General features: G+C 66.2%; 18 protein-coding genes. 16 read left to right on the top strand and 2 right to left on the bottom strand.

Features of this window, described 5'->3' with window-relative positions; all coding sequences use genetic code 11:
• Positions 1-16: 16 nt before the first annotated feature.
• From GQR91_RS15105 to GQR91_RS15035, 15 genes are all read left to right on the top strand, one after another.
• Positions 17-1,228 carry an NADH-quinone oxidoreductase subunit D gene (locus tag GQR91_RS15105; RefSeq protein WP_211368805.1) on the top strand — a complete coding sequence of 404 codons (1,212 nt, stop codon included), beginning with the start codon at positions 17-19 and terminating at the stop codon, positions 1,226-1,228.
• Entirely contained in the window at positions 1,228-1,899 is a 672-nt protein-coding gene (locus GQR91_RS15100; protein ID WP_112382803.1) for a complex I 24 kDa subunit family protein, read from the top strand. The genes GQR91_RS15105 and GQR91_RS15100 overlap by 1 nt, the downstream gene beginning before the upstream one ends.
• The gene (gene nuoF, locus GQR91_RS15095; protein ID WP_149683316.1) at positions 1,899-3,200 is read left to right on the top strand and encodes an NADH-quinone oxidoreductase subunit NuoF; all 1,302 of its coding nucleotides are present in this window, start codon (positions 1,899-1,901) and stop codon (positions 3,198-3,200) included. Before GQR91_RS15100 ends, nuoF begins: the two co-directional genes overlap by 1 nt.
• Positions 3,200-5,203, top strand: a complete 2,004-nt coding sequence (gene nuoG, locus GQR91_RS15090; RefSeq protein WP_149683277.1) for an NADH-quinone oxidoreductase subunit NuoG — start codon at positions 3,200-3,202, stop codon at positions 5,201-5,203. Before nuoF ends, nuoG begins: the two co-directional genes overlap by 1 nt.
• Positions 5,200-6,255 carry an NADH-quinone oxidoreductase subunit NuoH gene (gene nuoH, locus GQR91_RS15085; protein WP_149683276.1) on the top strand — a complete coding sequence of 352 codons (1,056 nt, stop codon included), beginning with the start codon at positions 5,200-5,202 and terminating at the stop codon, positions 6,253-6,255. Before nuoG ends, nuoH begins: the two co-directional genes overlap by 4 nt.
• Positions 6,252-6,737, top strand: coding sequence for an NADH-quinone oxidoreductase subunit NuoI (nuoI, locus tag GQR91_RS15080; RefSeq protein ID WP_112382806.1), 486 nt, complete (start codon positions 6,252-6,254; stop codon positions 6,735-6,737). The genes nuoH and nuoI overlap by 4 nt, the downstream gene beginning before the upstream one ends.
• Before the next feature lie 61 nt (positions 6,738-6,798).
• Positions 6,799-7,410, top strand: coding sequence for an NADH-quinone oxidoreductase subunit J (locus GQR91_RS15075; RefSeq protein ID WP_149683275.1), 612 nt, complete (start codon positions 6,799-6,801; stop codon positions 7,408-7,410).
• Entirely contained in the window at positions 7,407-7,712 is a 306-nt protein-coding gene (nuoK, locus tag GQR91_RS15070; RefSeq protein WP_112382808.1) for an NADH-quinone oxidoreductase subunit NuoK, read from the top strand. Before GQR91_RS15075 ends, nuoK begins: the two co-directional genes overlap by 4 nt.
• A 4-nt stretch (positions 7,713-7,716) precedes the next feature.
• Positions 7,717-9,816, top strand: coding sequence for an NADH-quinone oxidoreductase subunit L (nuoL, locus tag GQR91_RS15065; RefSeq protein WP_149683274.1), 2,100 nt, complete (start codon positions 7,717-7,719; stop codon positions 9,814-9,816).
• Positions 9,817-9,823: 7 nt separating this feature from the next.
• Positions 9,824-11,371: an NADH-quinone oxidoreductase subunit M gene (locus tag GQR91_RS15060; protein ID WP_149683273.1), complete on the top strand. Its 1,548-nt coding sequence runs from the start codon at positions 9,824-9,826 to the stop codon at positions 11,369-11,371.
• Entirely contained in the window at positions 11,371-12,837 is a 1,467-nt protein-coding gene (gene nuoN / locus GQR91_RS15055; protein WP_112382811.1) for an NADH-quinone oxidoreductase subunit NuoN, read from the top strand. The genes GQR91_RS15060 and nuoN overlap by 1 nt, the downstream gene beginning before the upstream one ends.
• A gap of 13 nt (positions 12,838-12,850) precedes the next feature.
• Positions 12,851-13,567 (top strand): biotin--[acetyl-CoA-carboxylase] ligase, encoded by a 717-nt coding sequence (locus GQR91_RS15050; protein ID WP_211368802.1) that lies wholly within the window; start codon positions 12,851-12,853, stop codon positions 13,565-13,567.
• A gap of 8 nt (positions 13,568-13,575) precedes the next feature.
• A complete protein-coding gene (locus GQR91_RS15045) occupies positions 13,576-14,355 on the top strand; it encodes a type III pantothenate kinase (protein WP_149683271.1) in 780 nt (259 codons plus the stop codon).
• A 116-nt stretch (positions 14,356-14,471) separates the two neighbouring features.
• A complete protein-coding gene (locus GQR91_RS15040) occupies positions 14,472-16,109 on the top strand; it encodes a ribonuclease J (protein ID WP_149683270.1) in 1,638 nt (545 codons plus the stop codon).
• Between the two features lie 5 nt (positions 16,110-16,114).
• A complete protein-coding gene (locus tag GQR91_RS15035) occupies positions 16,115-16,387 on the top strand; it encodes a DUF1467 family protein (RefSeq protein ID WP_149683269.1) in 273 nt (90 codons plus the stop codon).
• Here the strand turns inward: GQR91_RS15035 and GQR91_RS15030 are convergent.
• Together GQR91_RS15030 and GQR91_RS15025 are read right to left on the bottom strand one after the other, a co-directional pair.
• Positions 16,344-17,444 (bottom strand): AI-2E family transporter, encoded by a 1,101-nt coding sequence (locus GQR91_RS15030; protein ID WP_149683268.1) that lies wholly within the window; start codon positions 17,442-17,444, stop codon positions 16,344-16,346. The genes GQR91_RS15035 and GQR91_RS15030 overlap by 44 nt on opposite strands.
• A gap of 141 nt (positions 17,445-17,585) precedes the next feature.
• On the bottom strand, positions 17,586-19,820 hold the full coding sequence (locus GQR91_RS15025) for a coiled-coil domain-containing protein (protein WP_149683267.1): 2,235 nt from the start codon (positions 19,818-19,820) through the stop codon (positions 17,586-17,588).
• Positions 19,821-20,043: 223 nt separating this feature from the next.
• Between GQR91_RS15025 and GQR91_RS15020 the strand changes: the two genes are divergently transcribed.
• The gene (locus tag GQR91_RS15020; protein ID WP_149683266.1) at positions 20,044-21,225 is read left to right on the top strand and encodes a hypothetical protein; all 1,182 of its coding nucleotides are present in this window, start codon (positions 20,044-20,046) and stop codon (positions 21,223-21,225) included.
• The last annotated feature ends 36 nt before the right edge of the window (positions 21,226-21,261 follow it).

Genomic DNA, 21,261 nt, shown 5'->3' with positions numbered 1-21,261 from the left:
CTATGTCGACGAACTGATGCACAAGACGGACGGCGTCGACCCCACGGTCGGCGACGTGTCGATCCAGAACTACACGATCAACTTCGGCCCGCAGCATCCGGCCGCGCACGGCGTGTTGCGGCTGGTGATGGAGCTGGACGGTGAGATCGTCGAGCGGATCGATCCGCATGTCGGCCTGCTGCACCGCGGCACCGAGAAGCTGATCGAATACAAGACCTATGCTCAGGCGATCCCGTATTTCGACCGGCTCGATTACTGCTCGCCTATGTGCATGGAGCATAGCTTCGTGTTGGCGATCGAGAAGCTGCTCGACCTCGAAGTGCCGCTGCGCGCGCAATATATCCGCGTGCTGTGCGCCGAGCTGACGCGCATCAAGAACCATATGCTCAATCTGGGCAGCCATATCATGGACGTCGGCGCGATGACGCCGAACCTGTGGCTGTTCGAGATCCGCGAAGACTGCATGGGCTTTTACGAGCGGATTTCGGGCGCGCGCATGCACGCCAATTATTTCCGCGTCGGCGGCGTGCATCAGGACCTGCCGGTCAAGCTGCTCGCCGATCTGGCCGAATGGCTCGATACGCGCCTGCCGCGCCTGTTCGAGGATGCGATCAGCCTGGTCGCGGACAACCGCATCTTCAAGCAGCGCAACGTCGACATCGCGACGGTCAGCCGCGAGGACGCGATCGCCTGGGGCTTCTCTGGCCCGATGATCCGTGCGGCGGGCATTCCGTGGGACCTGCGCAAGTCGCAGCCCTATGATGCCTATGACCGCGTCGAGTTCGACGTGCCGGTGGGCACGCGCGGCGATTGCTACGACCGGTTCATGGTGCGCGTGGAAGAGGTCCGCCAGTCGGCGCGGATCATGAAGCAGTGCCTGAACGACATGCCCGAAGGGCCGATCGCGGCGACCGATCGCAAGGTGGTGCCGCCCAAGCGCGGCGAGATGAAGCGCTCGATGGAAGCGCTGATCCACCACTTCAAGCTCTATACCGAGGGCTATCACGTCCCGGCGGGCGAAGTGTACGTCGCGACGGAAAGCCCCAAGGGGGAGTTCGGCGTGTATCTGGTGTCGGACGGAACCAACAAGCCGTACCGCTGCAAGATCCGGCCGACTGCGTTCAGCCACCTGCAGGCGATGGACTTCATGTCCAAGGGCCACATGCTGGCGGATACGACCGCGATCCTGGGCGCGATGGATATCGTTTTTGGTGAATGTGACCGCTGATGGCTGAAGCACCGCAGATCCCCGACGAGGCCGAGACCCGCGCACGCTGGGGCAATTTCGCCTGGTCGGACGAGAACCAGCGCAAGGCTAACGAGATCCTGTCGCGCTACCCCAAGGGGCGCGAACAGTCGGCGTCGATTCCGTTTCTCGATCTGGCGCAGCGCCAGGTGGGTGCCGAGACGAACACGCAGGGCTGGTTGCCGGTTCCGGTGATCGAGTTCGTCGCGCGTTCGATCGGCGTGCCGTATATGCGCGTGTACGAGGTCGCGACCTTTTACACCATGTTCAACCTCGCGCCGGTGGGCCGCTATCATGTGCAGGTGTGCGGCACGACGCCGTGCATGCTGCGCGGGTCGGACGACGTGCTGGCGGCATGCAAGAACAAGGGGCTGATCAAGGGCCGCACCACGCCCGACGGCATGTTCACGCTGACCGAGGTGGAGTGCCTGGGCAATTGCGCGTCGGCCCCGATGGTCCAGATCAACGACGACAATTACGAGGATCTGGACTACGACCGCACGACCGCGCTGCTGGAAGCGCTGGCGCGTGGCGAAAGCCCGAAGACGGGTACGCAGGAGCCCGGCCGCCACACGGTGGAGCCGGTCGGCGGCCCGACGACGCTGACCGCGATGGTCGGCGAGAACCATGATTATCGCGGGGAGTGGGCGTGATGCTTGCCGACAAGGACCGCATCTTCACCAATCTCTACGGCTATCAGCCGTGGAACGTCGACGCGGCGATCATGCGCGGCGACTGGGACAATACCAAGGATCTGATGGCCCGCGGGCAGGACGCGATCATCGACGTGATCAAGGCGTCGGGCCTGCGCGGTCGCGGCGGGGCAGGCTTCCCGACCGGCATGAAGTGGAGCTTCATGCCCAAGGAACCGAAGCCGGACCGCCCCAGCTTCCTGGTCATCAATGCCGACGAGTCCGAGCCGGGCAGCTGCAAGGACCGCGAGATCATCCGCCACGATCCGCACAAGCTGATCGAGGGTGCGCTGATCGCGGGCTATGCGATGCGTGCGCGCGCGGCCTATATCTACATCCGCGGCGAATATATCCGCGAGGCGGAGACGCTGTTCGCCGCCGTCGCCGAGGCGTATGACCGTGGCTTTGTCGGCAAGAACGCCTGCGGCTCGGGCTATGACTTCGACGTGTTCGTGCACCGCGGCGCCGGCGCCTATATCTGCGGCGAAGAAACCGCGATGCTGGAGTCGCTGGAGGGCAAGAAGGGCCAGCCGCGCCTGAAGCCGCCTTTCCCGGCGGGTGCGGGGCTGTATGGCTGTCCGACGACGGTCAACAACGTCGAGTCGATCGCGGTCGCGCCGACGATCCTGCGGCGCGGGGCCGAGTGGTTCTCCTCCTTCGGGCGCGAGAACAACAAGGGCACCAAGCTCTTCCAGATCTCTGGCCATGTCGATCGCCCCTGCGTGGTCGAGGAAGCCATGTCGATCTCGTTCCGCGAGCTGATCGAAAAGCATTGCGGCGGCATTCGCGGCGGCTGGGACAATCTGCTGGCGGTGATCCCCGGCGGATCGTCGGTGCCGCTGGTGCCGGCGCGCGAGATCATCGATGGGCCGATGGATTTCGACGGGCTGAAGGCGGTCGGATCGGGTCTGGGTACCGCGGCGGTGATCGTCATGGACAAGTCCACCGACATCGTGCGCGCGATCAGCCGCCTGTCCTATTTCTACAAGCATGAAAGCTGCGGCCAGTGCACGCCGTGCCGCGAGGGCACCGGCTGGATGTGGCGGGTGATGGAGCGTTTGCGCACCGGCGATGCCGATGTGTCCGAGATCGACACGCTGCACCAGGTGACCAAGCAGGTGGAAGGCCATACGATCTGCGCGCTGGGCGATGCCGCGGCGTGGCCGATCCAGGGCCTGATCCGCCATTTCCGCCCCGAACTGGAGCGCCGTATCCGTGAGCGTGGGGGCGACCTTGCGCCGATGATGGAAGCTGCCGAATAATGCCAAAGGTCAAAGTCGACGGCGTCGAGGTCGAGGTGCCGCAGGGCGCCACCGTCCTGCAGGCGTGCGAGATCGCGGGCAAGGAAATCCCGCGCTTCTGCTATCATGAGCGGCTGTCCATCGCGGGCAATTGCCGCATGTGTCTGGTCGAGGTGAAGCCGGGGCCGCCCAAGCCGCAGGCGTCCTGCGCGCTGCCGGCCGCGGACAACCAGGAGATCTTCACCACCACGCCGATGGTGAAGGCCGCACGCGAAGGCGTGATGGAATTCCTGCTGATCAACCATCCGCTCGACTGCCCAATCTGCGATCAGGGTGGCGAATGCGATCTGCAGGATCAGTCGGTCGCGTACGGCAAGGGCCATAGCCGCTACACCGAGAACAAGCGGGCGGTGACCGAGAAGTATATGGGCCCGATCGTCAAGACGATCATGACCCGTTGCATCCAGTGCACCCGCTGCGTCCGCTTCGCCGAGGAAGTGGCCGGCGTGGAGGAGATCGGCGCGATTTATCGCGGCGAGGACATGCAGATCACCTCCTATCTGGAACAGGCGGTGACCAGCGAGCTTTCGGGCAATGTCGTCGACCTGTGCCCGGTCGGCGCGCTGACGTCGAAGCCCTATGCGTTCGAGGCGCGTCCCTGGGAGCTGCGCAAGACGCTCGCCATCGACGTGATGGATGCGGTGGGCACCAATATCCGCCTCGACAGCCGTGGCCGCCAGGTGCTGCGCGCCGTGCCGCGGGTGAATGACGAGGTGAACGAGGAATGGGCGTCGGACAAGACGCGCCATGCCGTCGACGGTCTGGTCCGTCGTCGTCTCGACCGCCCCTATATCCGGCGTGACGGCAAGCTCATCGCGGCGACCTGGGACGAGGCGTTCGCCGCGATCAAGGCGGTGAATGCCGGCTCCAGCGTTGCCGCGATCGCGGGCGATCTGGTCGATTGCGAGACCATGTTCGCGGCCAAGGCGCTGCTCGGCAAAATGGGCTCGACGCTGCTCGAGGGGCGGCAGACCGGCATGGACTATGACGTGTCCAGCCTGGCGGCCGTCAACTTCAACACGACGATCGCCGGGCTGGAACAGGCCGACGCGATCCTGCTCGTGGGCACCAACCTGCGCTGGGAAGCGCCGCTGGTGAACACGCGCATCCGCAAGGCGATCAAGCGCGGTGCCAAGGTGTTCGCGATCGGGCCCGAGACCGATCTGACCTACAAGGTCGAATGGTTGGGCAGCGATCTGGGCGTGCTGGGCGACGTGCCGCAGGCGGTGGCGGACCTGTTCGCCAAGGCGGAGCGGCCGGCGGTGATCGTCGGCGGCGGGGCGCTGAAGGGCGGCCACGGCGCTGCGCTGAAGTTCGCCGAGCGCTTCAACCTGGTGCGTGACGGGTGGAACGGGTTCAACGTCGTTCATATGGCGGCGTCGCGGATGGGCGGGCTGATGCTCGGCTATGCGCAGAAGGGTGGTATCGCCGACGTGGCGAACGCCGCGCCGAAGCTGGCCTTCTTCCTGGGCGCGGACGAGGTGGACTTCGCGAAGTTCGGCAGCAGCTTCAAGGTGTTCGTCGGCCATCATGGCGATCAGGGCGCGCATCACGCCGATGTGATCCTGCCCGGGGCGACCTATGCCGAGAAGTCGGGTACGTGGGTCAATCTGGAAGGTCGCGTGCAGCGCGGCGAGCAGGCGGTGTTCGCACCGGGCGACGCGCGCGAGGATTGGACGATCTTCCGCGCCTTGTCCGAAGTGCTGGGCCACACCCTGCCGTTCGACACGCTGCCAGCGCTGCGTCTCGCCATGGCGGATGCCGTGCCGATGCTGGCGAAGGAAGGGCTGGTGACGTTCGACTGGTCGGTGCCCTCGCTGGATGCGACGGCGACCGGATCGATCGCAGGCTATCCGATCAAGGACTTCTATCTCACCAACGCGATCTGCCGGGCCAGCCCGACGATGCAGCGCTGCTCGGCCGAACTGGTCCATGGTGAGGAATTTGCGGAGGCAGCGGAGTGACCGCGTTCTTCAACACGACGCTGGGCCTGTCCTATGGATGGAGCTGGTTCCTGGCGACGATCGTCGGCATCCTGGTCATCGCGATGCCGCTGATGCTGGCGGTGGCGATGATCATCTATGCCGACCGCAAGATCTGGGCGGCGATGGCGCTGCGCCGCGGCCCGAACGTGGTGGGGCCGTTCGGCCTGCTCCAGTCGTTTGCCGACGGTTTGAAGGTGTTCCTGCAGGAAACCATCATTCCGGCCGCCGCCAACCGCGGCCTCTTCCTGCTCGCGCCGATCATCACCTTCACCACCGCGCTGATCGTATGGGCCGTCGTGCCCTTCGCACCCGGCGTCGTGCTGGCCGACATCAATGTCGGCTTGCTCTACATCCTCGCGGCATCGTCGCTCGGCGTGTACGGCGTGATCCTGTCGGGCTGGGCGTCGAACTCCAAATACCCCTTCTACTCGGCGCTGCGTGCGGCGGCGCAGATGGTGTCCTATGAAGTGGCGATCGGCTTCATCCTGATCTCGATCGTCATGTGGGCGGGTACGTTCAACCTGTCCGGCATCGTGATGGCGCAGCAAAGCACGCTGAACACCGGGATCAACGGGTTCTTCATCAACCCGCTGCTGTTCCCGATGGCGGTGATGTTCTTCATCTCGGCACTGGCCGAGACGCAGCGCGCGCCGTTCGACCTGACCGAGGCGGAGTCCGAGCTCGTCGCCGGCTATCAGACCGAATACAGCTCGATGTCCTTCGCGCTGTTCTGGCTGGGCGAATATGCCAACGTCATCCTGATGTGCGCGCTGAACGCGACGCTGTTCTGGGGTGGCTGGCTGCCGCCGATCAACTGGGCGCCGCTTTATGCTGTGCCCGGGATCATCTGGCTGCTCGGCAAGATCGCATTCTTCTTCTTCGTCTTCAGCTGGGTCAAGGCGACGGTGCCGCGGTATCGTTATGACCAGCTGATGCGGCTGGGCTGGAAGGTGTTCCTGCCGGTGTCGCTGTTCTGGGTATTTCTGGTGTCGGGCATCCTGATGTGGGTGCGGACGGGAGTGGGCGCATGAGCGTTGCGCAATATGTGAAGGCTTTTACCCTGTGGGAGTTCGTCAAGGCGCATGCGCTGACCTTGCGCTACTTCTTCAAGCCCAAGGCGACGATCAACTATCCGTTCGAGAAGAACCCGCTGTCGCCCCGTTTCCGCGGCGAGCATGCGCTGCGTCGCTATCCCAACGGGGAAGAGCGCTGCATCGCGTGCAAGCTGTGCGAGGCGGTGTGCCCGGCGCAGGCGATCACGATCGAGGCCGAACCGCGTGACGACGGCAGTCGCCGCACGACGCGCTACGACATCGACATGACCAAGTGCATCTATTGCGGTCTGTGTCAGGAAGCGTGCCCGGTCGACGCGGTGGTCGAGGGGCCGAACCTGGAGTTCGCGACCGAGACGCGCGAGGAACTGATCTACGACAAGGCGAAGCTGCTCGACAACGGCGACCGTTGGGAGCGCGCCATCGCGGCGAACCTTGCCGCCGATGCGCCGTACCGTTAATGCCCGCCGCGACCGACATGTTCGGCGCTTCGGGGCGACACAATAAGGGGCCTGACAGGCAGTGATACAGGCTATCGCCTTTTACATCTTCGCGATCGTGGTGATCGGGTCTGCTGCGATGACGATCTCGTCGCGCAACCCGGTCCACTCGGTCATGTGGCTGATTTTGGCCTTCTTCAACGCGGCCGGACTGATGGTGCTGTGCGGCGCCGAGTTCATCGCGATGCTGCTGGTCATCGTCTATGTCGGCGCGGTCGCGGTGCTGTTCCTGTTCGTCGTGATGATGCTCGATATCGAGGTGGCACAGATGCGGGCAGGCTTTGCGCGCTATCTGCCGATCGGGCTTGCGCTGTCGATCGCACTGGCTGCCGAGATCATCATCGCGCTCGGCGCATGGAGCGCGGGCGGCGTGCAGCTTGCCCGTCGCGTCGCCCCGATGGATGCGACGGTGTCGAACATCCAGTCGATCGGCAACCTGCTTTATTCGCGCTACCTTTTCGTGTTCGAGGGAGCGGGCCTGGTCCTGCTGGTGTCGATGATCGGCGCGATCGTGCTGACCCATCGTCCGCGCGGTGGTACGCGTCCGCAGAACATCGCGCGCCAGATCGCGCGGCGTCCGCAGGATGCCACGCGCAACGTCAACCAGCCCGTGGGGCAGGGGGTGCCGCTGTGATCGGCTTGATCCACTATCTGGTGGTCGCGGCCATCCTGTTCACCATGGGGGTGCTGGGCATCTTCATGAACCGGAAGAACCTGATCGTCATCCTGATGGCGATCGAGTTGATCCTGCTCGCGGTGAACCTGAACCTGGTCGCCTTTTCCGCCTATCTCCAGGACCTGGTGGGCCAGGTGTTCGCGATGTTCGTGCTGGCGGTCGCCGCCGGCGAGTCCGCGATCGGGCTTGCGATTCTGGTGATCTATTTCCGTGGCCGCGGCACGATCGCGGTCGACGATGTCAACCGGATGAAGGGGTAAACGGTTGATCCTCCTTATCGTCTTTCTGCCGTTGCTGGCGTCCGCGATCGCGGGCCTCGGCAACAAGGCGCTCGGCAATACGCCGGCCAAGCTGGTCACGACCGGCGCGCTGTTCGTGTCCTGTGCGTTATCCTGGCCGATCTTCATCGGCTTCCTGACGGGTGCGAACGATGCGACCGTCACGCCTGTGCTGCACTGGATCACCAGCGGCGACATGAGCGTGGACTGGGCGCTGCGCGTCGATGCGCTGACCGCGGTCATGCTGGTGGTCATCACCAGCGTGTCGGCGCTCGTCCACCTGTATAGCTGGGGCTATATGAGCGAGGAGCCGGATCAGCCGCGCTTCTTTGCCTATCTGTGCCTGTTCACCTTCGCGATGCTGATGCTCGTGACCGCGGACAATCTGGTGCAGATGTTCTTCGGCTGGGAAGGCGTGGGTCTCGCATCCTACCTGCTGATCGGCTTCTGGTTCCGCAAGCCTTCGGCCAATGCGGCGGCGATCAAGGCATTCGTCGTGAACCGCGTCGGCGATCTGGGCTTCATGCTCGGCATTTTCGGGACGTTTCTGGTGTTCGGCACCGTGTCGATCCCGGCGATCCTGGCGGAAGCGCCGAACATGGCGGGTTCGACGATCGGCTTCCTCGGCTATCGCTTCGACACGATGACAGTGCTGTGCCTGCTCCTGTTCGTCGGCGCGATGGGCAAATCGGCGCAGCTCGGCCTCCACACCTGGTTGCCGGACGCGATGGAAGGCCCGACCCCGGTGTCGGCGCTGATCCACGCAGCGACGATGGTCACCGCGGGCGTGTTCATGGTGTGCCGCCTGTCGCCGATGTTCGAGGCGAGCCCGACGGCGCTGACCTTTGTGACGTTCATCGGGGCCGCGACCTGCCTGTTCGCGGCGACCGTCGGCACGGTGCAGACCGATATCAAGCGCGTCATCGCCTATTCGACCTGCTCGCAGCTCGGCTACATGTTCTTTGCAGCGGGCGTCGGCGCGTATGGCGCGGCGATGTTCCACCTGTTCACGCACGCCTTCTTCAAGGCGCTGCTGTTCTTAGGGGCGGGCTCGGTGATCCACGCGATGCACCACGAGCAGGACATGCGCTATTATGGCGGCCTGCGTAAGCACATCCCCGTGACCTTCTGGGGCATGATGATGGGCACGCTGGCGATCACCGGCGTCGGCATCTACGGCGTGGGCGGCTTTGCCGGCTATCACTCCAAGGATGCGATCCTTGAGGTCGCGTGGGCCGGTGGTTCGCCGGGTGCCTTCTGGGTGGGTACGTTCGCCGCGCTGCTGACGAGCTTCTACTCCTGGCGCCTGATGTTCCTGACCTTCTGGGGCAAGCCGCGCTGGGCCGCTTCCGAGCATATCCAGCATGCCGTTCACGATGCGCATGGACACGGGGCCCATGGCCACGACCAGCATGATGCGCATCATCACGACGAAGCGCATCACAATGTGGCGCATGCCGAGGATGCCGGTGACGAGCCGCACGTCCATGGTCCGTCGCATGAGGAACTGCCCACCGGCACGGCGGGCTATCACCCGCATGAAAGCCCGCTGGTGATGCTGATCCCCTTGATCGTCCTGTCGATCGGTGCCGTCGCGGCGGGCTTCGTGTTCGCAGGCTTCTTCGTGGAGCCGGAAAGCGCCGGTGCGTTCTGGAAGGGTTCGCTGTTCTTCAACGAGCATCTGATGCACGAGATGCACGGCGTGCCGATCTGGGTAAAGCTGGCGGCGACCGTGGTCATGCTGATCGGTCTGGCGATCGCGTTCCTGACGTATATCGTCTCGCCCGGCTTCCCGGCGAAGTTCGCGGACCAGTTCCGCATCCTGTACCGCTTCCTGCTCAACAAATGGTATTTCGACGAGATCTACCATTTCCTCTTCGTGCGCCCCGCCTTCGCGCTCGGCCGCCTGCTCTGGCATCGCGGCGACGAGAAGACGATCGACCGCTTCGGCCCCAACGGTTCGGCCTGGATCGTCCAGGCGGGCAGCCGGGCGGCAGCGCACCTTCAGACGGGATATCTTTATACCTATGCGTTCGTCATGCTGATCGGGCTTACCGCCGCGGTCACCTGGGCCATTGCGGGGTGATCGGCTGATGTTCGACTTTCCGATCCTTTCCGTCATGCTGGCGGTGCCCGCGATTGCCGCGGTCGCCTGCCTGTTCCTGGGTGCGGAGGCCGCGCGGCGCACCGCGCTGGTCGCCACGCTGATCGACTTCGTCCTCGGCATCATCCTCTGGTCCAACTTCCAGGTGGGCGGCCCGCAGTGGCAGTTCGTGGAAAATGCGCCGGGTCTCTTCGGTCCGTTCGGCTGGTCGCTGGGCATCGACGGGTTCGCGCTCATGCTGATCATGCTGAGCGTCTTCCTGATGCCGATCTGCATCGGGGCGAGCTGGCGGTCGGTGACGAACCGGGTGCCGGAGTATATGTCGGCGTTCCTGTTCACGGAGGTGCTGATGATCGGCACCTTCGCGGCGCAGGACCTGTTTCTTTTCTACGTCTTCTTCGAAGCCGGCCTGATCCCGATGTACCTGATCATCGGCATCTGGGGCGGGGCGAACCGCATCTACGCGTCGTACAAGTTCTTCCTGTACACGCTGCTCGGTTCGCTGCTGATGTTCATCGCGATGCTCTACATGGCGGGCACCGCAGGCACCTCGTCGATCCCGGCGCTGCAGAACTATGACTTCCCTGCTTCGGTGCAGACATGGTTGTGGCTGGCCTTCTTCGCCTCGTTCGCGGTGAAGATGCCGATGTGGCCGGTGCACACCTGGCTGCCCGACGCGCACGTGCAGGCTCCGACCGCAGGCTCGGTGATCCTGGCGGGCGTTCTGCTGAAGCTGGGCGGCTACGGCTTCCTGCGCTTCTCGCTGCCGATGTTCCCGGAAGCGTCGGGGCAGCTCACCTGGCTGATCTTCGCGCTGTCGTCGATCGCCGTGATCTACACGAGCCTCGTTGCGCTGGTGCAGGGCGATATGAAGAAGCTGATTGCCTATTCGTCGGTCGCGCACATGGCGATCGTGACCATCGGCCTCTACGCCTTCAATGCGCAGGGCATCGAGGGCGCGATGATCATGATGCTGAGCCACGGCCTGGTGTCGGGCGCGCTGTTCCTGTGCGTCGGTGTGATCTACGACCGCCTGCATACCCGCGAGATCGCGCGGTATGGCGGCCTGTCGATCAACATGCCGCGTTATGCGATCTTCTTCCTGTTCTTCACCATGGCCTCCATTGGCCTCCCGGGCACCAGCGGCTTCGTCGCCGAGTTCCTGTCGCTGATGGGCACCTATCAGGTGTCGACCTGGACGGCGCTGCTGTGCACCACAGGCATCATCCTGGGTGCGGCATATATGCTCTACCTGTACCGGCGCGTCGCCTATGGCGAGATCAAGTCGGAAGAGGTGCGTGGCATGTCGGACCTGTCGAGCCGCGAATTGTGGCTGCTCGCGCCGATCGCGGCGGTGGTGCTGTGGATGGGCGTGTACCCAGAAAGCTTCCTGGCGCCGATGCGGCAGGATGTCTCGACGCTGCTCGCCCGTATCGAACGCGCGTCGCCGTATAGCGACTCGCAGCCGACCGCCGGCAGGCCCGCTGCTGCAACTGAACACAATGCCCATGCGCCCACGCATGGGGAGGCGCACTGATGGATACTTCGATGAACCTGGCGATGGTGCTGCCGGAGCTGGTGCTCTCGCTTGGCGCCATTGCCTTGATGCTGGTGTCTGCCTGGGGCGGTAACGGCTCCACGCGGGCGGTATCGATCGCGGCGATCTTCGTCCTGGCAGGCGCGCTGGTCGCGCTGACCGGGCCGGCGTCGAGCGGCGGCGCGGCGTTCGGTGGCCTATTCCTCGCGGATGCGTTCTCCAGCTTTGCCAAGGTGCTGATCTACATCGCGACCGCCGTGGCGATCATTATGGCGCCGGGCTTCTTCCAGCGGACCTCTGGAGAAGACCTGCGGCCCGAATATCCGGTGCTGATGCTTTTGTCGGCAGCGGGCATGGGCATGATGGTGTCGGCCGGTGACATGCTGACGCTGTACGTCGGTCTCGAGCTTCAGAGCCTTTCCGCCTATGTGCTGGCGAGCTTCATGCGCCGGGACACGCGTTCGGCTGAAGCGGGTTTGAAGTATTTCGTGCTGGGCGCGCTTGCCTCGGGCATCCTGCTTTACGGGATCAGCCTGGTTTACGGCTTCACCGGCACGACGATGTTCGACGGCATCGCGAACGCCTATGCAGCGGATCACCTGCTGGCAGGTGAAGCGCGCTCGCTGGGGCTGATGTTCGGCCTGGTGTTCGTGTTCGCTGGCCTGGCGTTCAAGATCGCCGCCGTCCCGTTCCACATGTGGTCGCCCGATGTGTATGAGGGCGCCCCGACGCCGGTCACGGCCTTCTTCGCCTCCGCACCCAAGGTTGCCGCCGTGGCGCTGAGCGTGCGTGTCGCGGTGGAGGCGATGGGCCCGGCGACGGATCAGTGGCGTCAGATCGTGATCTTTGCAGCGCTTGCATCGATCGTGCTGGGTGCGGTCGCCGCCATCGGGCAGACGAACATCAAGCGGCTGCTCGCCTATTCGTCGATCAACAATGTCGGCTTCGCGCTGATCGGTCTGGCGGCCGGGACCGCCGAGGGTGTCGCCTCGGTCCTGACCTACATGACCATCTATGTGGTCATGACGCTCGGCAGCTTTCTGGTGGTGTTGCAGATGCGCGGCGCCGATGGACAGTCGGTGGAAAGCATCGCCAGCCTGTCGGGCATGTCGCGCACGCGGCCCGGCCTTGCCGCGGCACTGGCGATCTTCATGTTCTCGCTGGCTGGTATTCCGCCGCTGTTCGGCTTCTATGCCAAGTTCGCGGTGTTCCAGGCGGCGGTTCATGCCGGGCTGTTCCCACTGGCGGTGATCGGTATCGCCGCCTCGGTGATCGGTGCCTATTATTATCTGCGTGTCGTCAAGACGATGTATTTCGACGAGCCTGCGCCCGCATTCGCGCCGGTCGCCAATCCGGTGGAGGGCGGCCTGATCGCGCTGACCGCGATCTTCGTGTCGCCGCTGGGATACTTCCTGATCCCGGCGCTGGGCGTCTGGACGATGGCGGCAGCGCAGGCGCTGTTCTGATCGGGATGCCACGCTGACCCGTATCGTTCACGTCGCGGAAACGGGCTCCACCAATGCCGACCTCCTCGCGCTGGCCAAGGCCGGGGTCGAGGAGGGGAGCTGGGTTCGGGCCGACCGGCAGACCGCGGGGCGGGGGCGGCAGGGGCGGGCCTGGATATCCCCGCCGGGTAATTTCTATGCCAGCACCCTCGTCCGGCTGCGTCCGGGCGACCCCGGCGCGTCGGGGCTGGCCTTTGCCGCGGCCGTCGCGCTGGAACAGGTGGTACGCGACCTGTTGAGTGCGCGCGACGCAGAGATGCTGTGCCTGAAATGGCCCAACGACCTGCTGCTGTCGGGCGCGAAGCTGTCGGGCATCTTGCTGGAGCGCGCAGAGGATGCGCTGGTCATCGGCATCGGCGTCAATCTGGCGCATCATCCCGACTTGCCGGATCGAGCGACGACGAGCCTGGCGATGCACGGCGTGTCGGTGACGCCGGAAGCCTTTCTCGATCGCCTGGCCGAAGCGGTCGGGCAATGGGTGAGCATCTGGCGAAACAAGGGATTGGAGCCGGTGGTCGATCGATGGCTCGCCCGTGCGCATCCGGTTGGGGCGCCGATAACGGCGCGGATGCCGGACGGGGCGGTGGTCGATGGGCGGTTCGACGGGCTGGCGCGCGATGGTGCGTTGCGGCTGCGCTTGGCGGACGGGGCCGTCCGTGTCATGCACGCCGCCGACATCTTCCTGATCTGAGGAAAACCATGCTGCTCGCGATCGATGCCGGCAACACCAATGTGGTCTTCGCGCTGCTCGACGGGCGGACGATCAAGGGGCGCTGGCGCATCGCGACCGATCCGCGGCGCACCGCCGACGAATATGCGGTGTGGTTGAGCCAGTTGCTGGCGCTGGAGGGCTATGCGCGCGACGACGTGAAGGGTGTGATCATCGCCACCGTCGTGCCGCGTGCGCTCCACAATCTGCAGGTGCTGGCGAGCAAATATTTCCGGTCGGACGCGCTCATCGCCGGGCGTGCGCCGCTGGAATGGGGTATTGCGATCGACGTGGACGAGCCGGCCTCGCTGGGGGCGGACCGGGCGGTCAACACGATCGCGGCGCATGCCCTTTATCCCGGCGACCTGATCACGATCGATTTCGGCACGGCGACGACCTTCGACGTCAGCGATTATTCCGGCGCGTACAAGGGTGGCATCATCGCGCCGGGCATCAACCTGTCGCTGGATGCGCTGGTGACCGCGGCGGCCAAGCTGCCGCGTATCGCGATCGAGGCGCCGGAGACGGAAACGGTGGTCGGGCGCAATACGGTCGACCAGATGCATATCGGCATCTACTGGGGCTATATCGCGATGATCGAAGGGCTCGTCGCCCGCCTGAAGGCGGAGGTCGGGCGGCCGGTAAAGGTGATCGCGACGGGCGGACTGGCGACCTTGTTCGAGCGGCATACGGCCGTGTTCGACCATATCGAGCCGGATCTGACGATCCAGGGGCTGGCGATCATGTGGGAACGCGCCCATATTCATTGAAACGAATTCCCGCGCGGGCGTGCTGCCCGCGCTCAGCAACGCAACGTATGACGGCACCGATGGCGGTGCCATTCCCCAAGACCCGGATACAACCGGGCCCTTCTGACAGGAAATGAATGACTCCCAAGACCAACGAACTTCTGTTCTGCGCACTCGGCGGCTCCGGCGAGATCGGCATGAACGTCAATCTGTACGGCACCGAAGGCAAGTGGGTGATGGTCGATTGCGGCATCACCTTCGCCGATCCGGCCTATCCCGGTATCGACGTGGTGTTGCCCGACCTGGCCTTTATCGAGGACCGGCTGGACGACCTGGTCGGCATCGTGCTGACCCACGGGCATGAGGACCATATCGGTGCGCTGCCCTATCTGGCCGAAGATCTGGGCGTGCCGCTCTACGCCACGCCGTTCACCGCAGGCCTGATCCGCGGCAAGCTGGACGAGGAAGGCATTGCCGACCGCGTAAAGCTGCGCGTGATCGAGCAGCGTCAAAGCTTCCAGGTGGGGCCGTTCGGCTTCACCTTCGTGCCGCTGTCGCACTCGATTCCGGAATCGAGCGCGCTGCTGATCGAGACCAAGGCCGGCCGCGTGTTCCATACCGGCGACTGGAAGCTGGATGCCACGCCGATCATCGGCAATCCGGCATCCGCCGACGAGCTGAGCGCGATCGGCGACAAGGGCGTCGACGTGCTGGTGTGCGATTCGACCAACATCTTCAACACCGAAGCGTCGGGTTCCGAGGCCAGCGTCCGCAAGGGGCTGGCAGAGACGGTGGCCAAGGCGCGCGGGCGTGTGGTGGTGACGACGTTCGCGTCCAACGCGGCGCGGCTCGTGACGCTGGGCGAGGTGGCCAAGGAGACGGGGCGCAAGCTGTGCGTCACCGGTCGCTCGCTCGACCGCATCCTGAAGGTCGGCCGCGCCTGCGGCTACTTCAAGGGGTTCCCGGAGACGGTCGATCCCGAGACGGCGATGAAGCTGCCGCGGGACCGGGTGCTGATCGTCGCGACCGGCGGGCAGGGCGAGGCGCGTGCCGCGCTGGCCCGGATCGCGGAGGGCAGCCACACGGTTCGGCTGGACGCGGGCGACACCGTCGTCTTCTCGTCCAAGCAGATCCCGGGCAACGAGGTGGCGATCGGCCGCATCCAGAACACACTGGCCGGCAAGGGCGTATGGATGGTGACCGAGCGCCAGGCGCATGTCCATGTCTCCGGCCATCCGGGCCAGCCCGAGCTGGCGCAGATGTATAGCTGGATCAAGCCGAATGCGCTGGTGCCGGTGCATGGCGAGATGCGGCACATGATGGAGCATGCCCGCTTCGGCCTGTCGAAGGGCGTGCCGCAGGCGATCGTGCAATCCGATGGTGACATCGTGCGCCTGCTGCCCGGCGACCCCAAGAAGGTCGGCCGCGCCAGCATCGGCCGGCTGGTGCTGGACGGGGACGTGATCCTGCCGTCCGATGGCTCGACGATCAACGAGCGGCGCAAGCTGGCGTTGAACGGGCAGATTTCGGTCGCGGTGGCGACGGCCAAGGGCCGCGCCTTCGGCCGGCCGCAGGTGCGGGTGCAGGGCGTGCCGGTGGAGGATGAGCGCGACGCGTTCATCGCCGAGGCCGTCGAAGCCGCAGCCAAGGCGGTGGAGAATGGCCGACGCCCGATGGAGAAGATGCGTGAGGACGTGCGGCTGGCCGTGCGCCGTGTCGCGACGCGCTGGACCGGCAAGAAGCCGATCGTCGATGTGCTGGTGATCGAGGCGTAAGGACCATGCACTGGACGTCGGCACTCGCGATCTACGTCCTGTTCTGGTTCCTGGCGGTGTTCCTGGTCCTGCCCTTCGGGGTCAGGACCACACACGAGGCCGGGGGCGAGCATGTCCCCGGCACCGCCGAAAGCGCGCCGCACACATTCCGGCCGGGGCGGGCTGCGGTCTGGGTGACGATCGTCGCCACCGCCATGTTCGTCGCCTTCTACGCCAACTATGTGTTCGGCTGGATCACGGCCGATATGCTGGACTGGGTGGGCGTTCCGAAGGTGTAGCCTGTGCCTCGCGCTGTTCGGTCAGGATCTGCCATGCGGTGATGAACAGCGCGCCCGCCAGCGGCCCGACGACGATGCCGCTGAGGCCGATCAGGTCGATCCCACCCAGCGTGGTGACGAGGACCAGCCAGTCGGGAATGCCGGTATCGCGGCCGACGAGGATGGGGCGCAGGATGTTGTCGGCAAGGCCGATGACGAGGACACCCGAGAGAATGACCACGGCCGCCTGCCAGATCGCGCTGGTCGCCAGCAGATAGATGGCGATCGGGACCCAGATGATCGCCGGCCCGATCGCGGGCAGCAGCGCGGCGATCGCCATCAGCAGGCCCCAGAGGAGCGCGGCGGGGATGCCGACGATCCAGAAGGTGATTGCACCAAGCGCACCCTGGACCAGGGCGACGACGCCCGAGCCCTTGATGGTGGCGCGGACCACCGCGACGAACTTGTCCGCGATGCGCTCCGCCACGGCGGGACGGAGGGGTAGCGCGCGGACGACGGCAGGGCCGAGGCGATCGCCGTCGCGCAGCAGGAAATAGGTGACGTAGAGGCCGACGCCGAAGGCGAGCAGGAAGGCGGCGGCGTTGCGTCCGATCGACAGGGCCTGGGACGCGATCACGCTGACGCTGTTGCTGATGACGGCGGAGATGCGGGCTTGGGCACGCTCGAAGCTGTTGAAGCCGGAATTGTCGAGCAGATGCTGGAGCCGTAGCGGCAGGGCATCGTGCACCTGCTGGAAATAGGCGGCGAAGTTGATCCGGCCGCTGCGCATCTGGGTATAGACGCCCGCCGCCTGGTCGATCACGAGGCTGGTGATCACGATCGCGGGGATGACGACGGCGACGGTGATGATGAGCAGCGTCACCGCCGCCGCCATGTTGCGACGATCGGGCCAGCGCGCGAGCAGGCGCTGGAAAAGCGGCTGGAACAGCAAGGCAGCGAGCGCCGCCCAGAGCAGCGCGCCGGCAAAGCTGGATACCACCAGCGCCAGTGCCAGGGTGATCCCGGCGATGAACAGGATCAATCCGCCATTTTCCACCCGGCCACGATCGACGGACATATGCTTCAAACCCCCCTGATGGTGACAAAGGCGATGCCGGAGGTGTTCCCTGTGGGGATCAGACCGTAGCCGGCGCCTTGCACCCGGCAATGCTGACCTGGGCCAAACCCGTCAGCATATGTTTTGCTCCGCCGGGGGCGATCAGCGCAGACGCTCGATCGCCTGGGCAAGCGCGACATAGAGCTTGCCCATGTCCGACGACAGGAGCGTGACGCCGAGCGGGGAGCCGTCGCGCTGTGCCAGCACGCCGCGCAGCATCGCTTCGAAATCGTGGATGTAGCGGTTGATCTGCTCGCGGACCTTGGCGTCGTCGTCATAAAGCCGTGCGATGTCGCGCGCCTGCACCGCATCGAGAATGCGGACCGCCCGGCGGGTGAAGACGCCGCGGTCGCCCTTCAGATAGGCGCCCCAAGCACTGTCGGTGACGTCGGGCGCGTAGATCTTGGTCAGGTCGATCGCGGCGGAGTTGAGCGATTCGATCAGGAGCGAGGCGCGGCGCGCGAAGGTGTCGCGGTCGGCCGCTTCTCGTTCGCTTCGTGCTTCCTCGACATGGCTTTCCACCACCGCGGCCTGCTCGGCGATCGACTGGACCTGTGCGGCGACGCGTTCGGTGGCGCGGGTGGCGGCGGCGACCGCCTGGTCGGTGGCGTCGGCGATGGCCTGGATCTGGCGCTGCACGGTATCGGCCGTCGCCCGGCGCATCGCCTCGCTGCTCGCCTGTTCCAGCAGCCCCGCCGCCTGCGGCACGATGCCGGCGAGCGTGTCGCGCGCCTCGTCCGCGGCGGTGACGGCGGTTTCGCGAACGCGAAGCAAGGCGTCGACCAGCCGGGGCGCGGCCTCTTCGGCGAAGCGGTGGGTGCGCTCGATCGTCTCGTCGACGACGTGGCCGAGTGCGTCGGCTTTGGCGCGGCCGGCGGAGAGGGTGTCGAGAAGGGTGGCGGAGAGGGTGTCGAGCGTGCGGCGCTGTTCGGCGATCACCCCCGCGATCGCCTCGATCGCGTCATGCGTGCTTTCGGCGGCGGTGACGAGGGCGAGAAGCTCCGGCTTGGCGGCGCTGACCACCTGCTTGCTGGCGGTCAGGCGGGTATCGAGCCGCGCCAGCGCCTCGGGCAGGGTTTCGTCAATCTCCCGCGCGGCGGCATCGAGCGCGACCAGCAACTGTTCGGCCGAGACGATCGTGCGGGTCGCCATGGCATCGCCCGCCTCCAGCGCGACGGTCATCGCATCGGCCGAGCCGGTGAGCGCGCTGATCGAGGCGGCAAGCATCTGGTTGCGCTCGATCCCCTGGGCCTGCAGCGCGGCCATGCGGGTTTCGACCTGATCGATGCCGGCGTGCAGCTGATCCACCATCGCATCGCCCGCGACCCGGTGCGCGTCGAGACGGGCGGTGACGCGCTCGATCACCGTGTCGATCGAGCCGATGCGGTCGGCGAGCGCGTCGGCGCTGTCACGCGCGCTGATCTCCAGCGCGGATTGGTGGGTGGAGACCATCGCCAGCATCGCCTCGCCCTGCGCGGCGATCGACTTGCGCGATTCGTCCACCGCATGCGCCGTCCGGTCGAGCAGCAGGTCGACGGTGGCGGACATCTCGGCCGCCACCGACTCCAGCCGCGCGCCGGCATTGTCGCCCGATGCCTCCATGCGCTGGATATGCGCGGCGAGGCGCTGGGCGGCGCCGGTGGCGATCATGTCGGCATCCTCGCCGCGGCGGCCGAGGGCGACGAGTTGCGCGTCGAGGGCGGCGGCGTGGTCGCCGGCGGAGTGCGCGGCGCGGTCGAGCAGGGTGGCGACGGCTTCGATGTCGGTGGTGGCGCGGGGGAGGGAGGCGAGAAGGACGCCGAGGCTGGCCTGGGTGGCGGCCGCCGCGTCGGACAGGCTGCGGGCGTGCGCATCGGCCGCGGCGATCTCGTCGGCGAAGCCGCTGCTGACCGCGCCCAGCCGCTGTTGGGCGGCGTGGCCCATTTCCATGAGCGCGGACACCTGCTTGGCGAGTTCGACGCGGTTGGCGTCGAGCGAACGGGTGATGGCGGCGACGCTGTGTTCGAGCGCGGCGGCCTCCTGCCGCATGCCGTGCGCGGTGAGGCCGAAGCGGACCGCCTCGGCGCGGCTGTTGCGCTGGGTAAGGAGCCAGACGAGGGCGACAAGGATGGGAACGCTGGCCAGCGCGGCGACGAACTGCACGCCCTCGATCGCGGTCAGCCGGGTCAGTTGCGATCCGGCGAGTGCGAGGACGAGGACGATCCAGGCGAGCGTGGCGGCGACGGCCAGGATCAGCGGCAGGCGCGACGGCGTATCGGGCAGCGGATCGGCGGCCTGATGCTCGGCAAAGGCGAAGTGGTTTTCGGATGCCGGTTCGGGGGCGAGGTCTTCTTCCATGGGCTCCATGGCCGATCGCGGTTGATCCGCGCGCAAATCTACGATCATTTCTGGCCCCCGTTCACGGGCCCGGTTTATCATGTTTGTCGGCATCAGGAAGGGGATAGCGCACGCTTCGCCGCACCGGCTCGGCGCGGGGCTCGCCGGGACCGGCTATGGTGCGGGTGCGACGGCGTTGGAAACGGGGCTGGCCGTGAGCCCGCGACCCGCCTAACAGCCGATCATGCTTGCCGGGCTTCTTTTCGCCATAGACGACGCCGAGGACCGCCCCGGGCGGTTGACCGCGACCCTGCCGTTCGCGGGGGTGACGCTGATCGAATATCAGGCGCGCCTGCTGATGGCGGCGGGCGCCGCGCAGATCATCGTGGTGGTGGCGCGACTTACCCCCGAACTGCTCGGTGCGATCGCGCGGATCGGGCAACGCGGGGTGGTGGTGGACGCGGTCCGCTCTGCCGCCGAAACGGTGGAGAAGCTGCACCCGCTGTCGCGTCTGGTGATGCTGGCGGACGGGCTAGTGGCAAACGAGGCGACGGTGGCGGCGCTGGCGCAGGAAGGCGGCGACGCCTTGCTGGTGGTGCCGGAGGTGGATGCGCAGGCCGGGCTGGAGCGGGTCGGCGGCCAGATGGCCTGGGCCGGCGTCGCCCGGCTGGATCCCAAGCGGGTGGCCGAGGTGGCGGCGCTGCCGCGCGATTACGACCTGCAATCGACATTGCTGCGCATGGCGGCGCAGGCGCGGGCGACGCATGTGCTGGTGCCCGGCGAGGCGATCCGGGCCGGGCACGGCGTGGTGCGCGACGGGCGGATGCTGGACGAGCGCAGCCGCGCCGTGCTGGCCGCGCTGGTATCCGGGCGGCGGAGCGGGTTCGATCGCTGGCTGCTGGCGCCGATCGCGCGGATTGCGCTGCCGCGGCTGGTGGCACGCGGCGTGGGCAGTGTGGTGGTCGGTGGTGCGGGCGGGGCGCTGGGGGTGGCCGGATGCGCGGCGATCCTGATGGGAGCGCCGGTCGCCGGACTGTTGCTGGCGCTGATCGGATGCCTGGGACTGGGGCTGGGCCGGACGCTGAGCGATTTGCGGGACGAGGCGGGGCAGCCGCGGCTGATGGACGGGGCGATGGCGGCGATCCCGGCGGCGGCGGTGCTGGCGCTGGGATGGATGCTGCGCGAGGCGCGCGCCGACGATGTGCCGCTGCTGCTCGCGGTCGCGCTGGTGGTCAGCGGCGGGCTGGCGACGCGGGCGGTGGTGGAGCGGGTGCGGCGACGCTGGTGGGCGGTGCCCGCGGCGTATCTGCCGGTGCTGTTGTTGCCGGCGCTGCTGGGCCTGCCGGTGTTCGGGCTGGTGCTGGCATGTGGCTATGCGGTGGCCAGCCTGGCGTCCGCAATTGAGACACTTCGCACGCAAGCTTAGTGTCGCTTTAATGTTCGACACGGTAGCACATCGCCG

Origin of the sequence: Sphingomonas carotinifaciens, from assembly GCF_009789535.1 — a bacterium.
Lineage (GTDB): Bacteria > Pseudomonadota > Alphaproteobacteria > Sphingomonadales > Sphingomonadaceae > Sphingomonas > Sphingomonas carotinifaciens.
Note: the sequence above shows the minus strand (reverse complement) of the source record. Positions and strands in the feature narration are given on the sequence as shown.

Excerpts from the sequence above, each read along its gene's own strand:
- GQR91_RS15045 (WP_149683271.1), top strand. The coding sequence starts at position 13,576 with ATGCTGCTCGCGATCGATGCCGGCAACACCAATGTGGTCTTCGCGCTG.
- GQR91_RS15040 (WP_149683270.1), top strand. The coding sequence starts at position 14,472 with ATGACTCCCAAGACCAACGAACTTCTGTTCTGCGCACTCGGCGGCTCC.
- nuoN (WP_112382811.1), top strand. The coding sequence starts at position 11,371 with ATGGATACTTCGATGAACCTGGCGATGGTGCTGCCGGAGCTGGTGCTC.
- GQR91_RS15030 (WP_149683268.1), bottom strand. The coding sequence starts at position 17,444 with ATGTCCGTCGATCGTGGCCGGGTGGAAAATGGCGGATTGATCCTGTTC.
- GQR91_RS15105 (WP_211368805.1), top strand. The coding sequence starts at position 17 with ATGCACAAGACGGACGGCGTCGACCCCACGGTCGGCGACGTGTCGATC.
- nuoI (WP_112382806.1), top strand. The coding sequence starts at position 6,252 with ATGAGCGTTGCGCAATATGTGAAGGCTTTTACCCTGTGGGAGTTCGTC.
- nuoG (WP_149683277.1), top strand. The coding sequence starts at position 3,200 with ATGCCAAAGGTCAAAGTCGACGGCGTCGAGGTCGAGGTGCCGCAGGGC.
- nuoF (WP_149683316.1), top strand. The coding sequence starts at position 1,899 with ATGCTTGCCGACAAGGACCGCATCTTCACCAATCTCTACGGCTATCAG.
- GQR91_RS15060 (WP_149683273.1), top strand. The coding sequence starts at position 9,824 with ATGTTCGACTTTCCGATCCTTTCCGTCATGCTGGCGGTGCCCGCGATT.
- GQR91_RS15025 (WP_149683267.1), bottom strand. The coding sequence starts at position 19,820 with ATGGAAGAAGACCTCGCCCCCGAACCGGCATCCGAAAACCACTTCGCC.
- GQR91_RS15035 (WP_149683269.1), top strand. The coding sequence starts at position 16,115 with ATGCACTGGACGTCGGCACTCGCGATCTACGTCCTGTTCTGGTTCCTG.
- GQR91_RS15020 (WP_149683266.1), top strand. The coding sequence starts at position 20,044 with ATGCTTGCCGGGCTTCTTTTCGCCATAGACGACGCCGAGGACCGCCCC.
- GQR91_RS15100 (WP_112382803.1), top strand. The coding sequence starts at position 1,228 with ATGGCTGAAGCACCGCAGATCCCCGACGAGGCCGAGACCCGCGCACGC.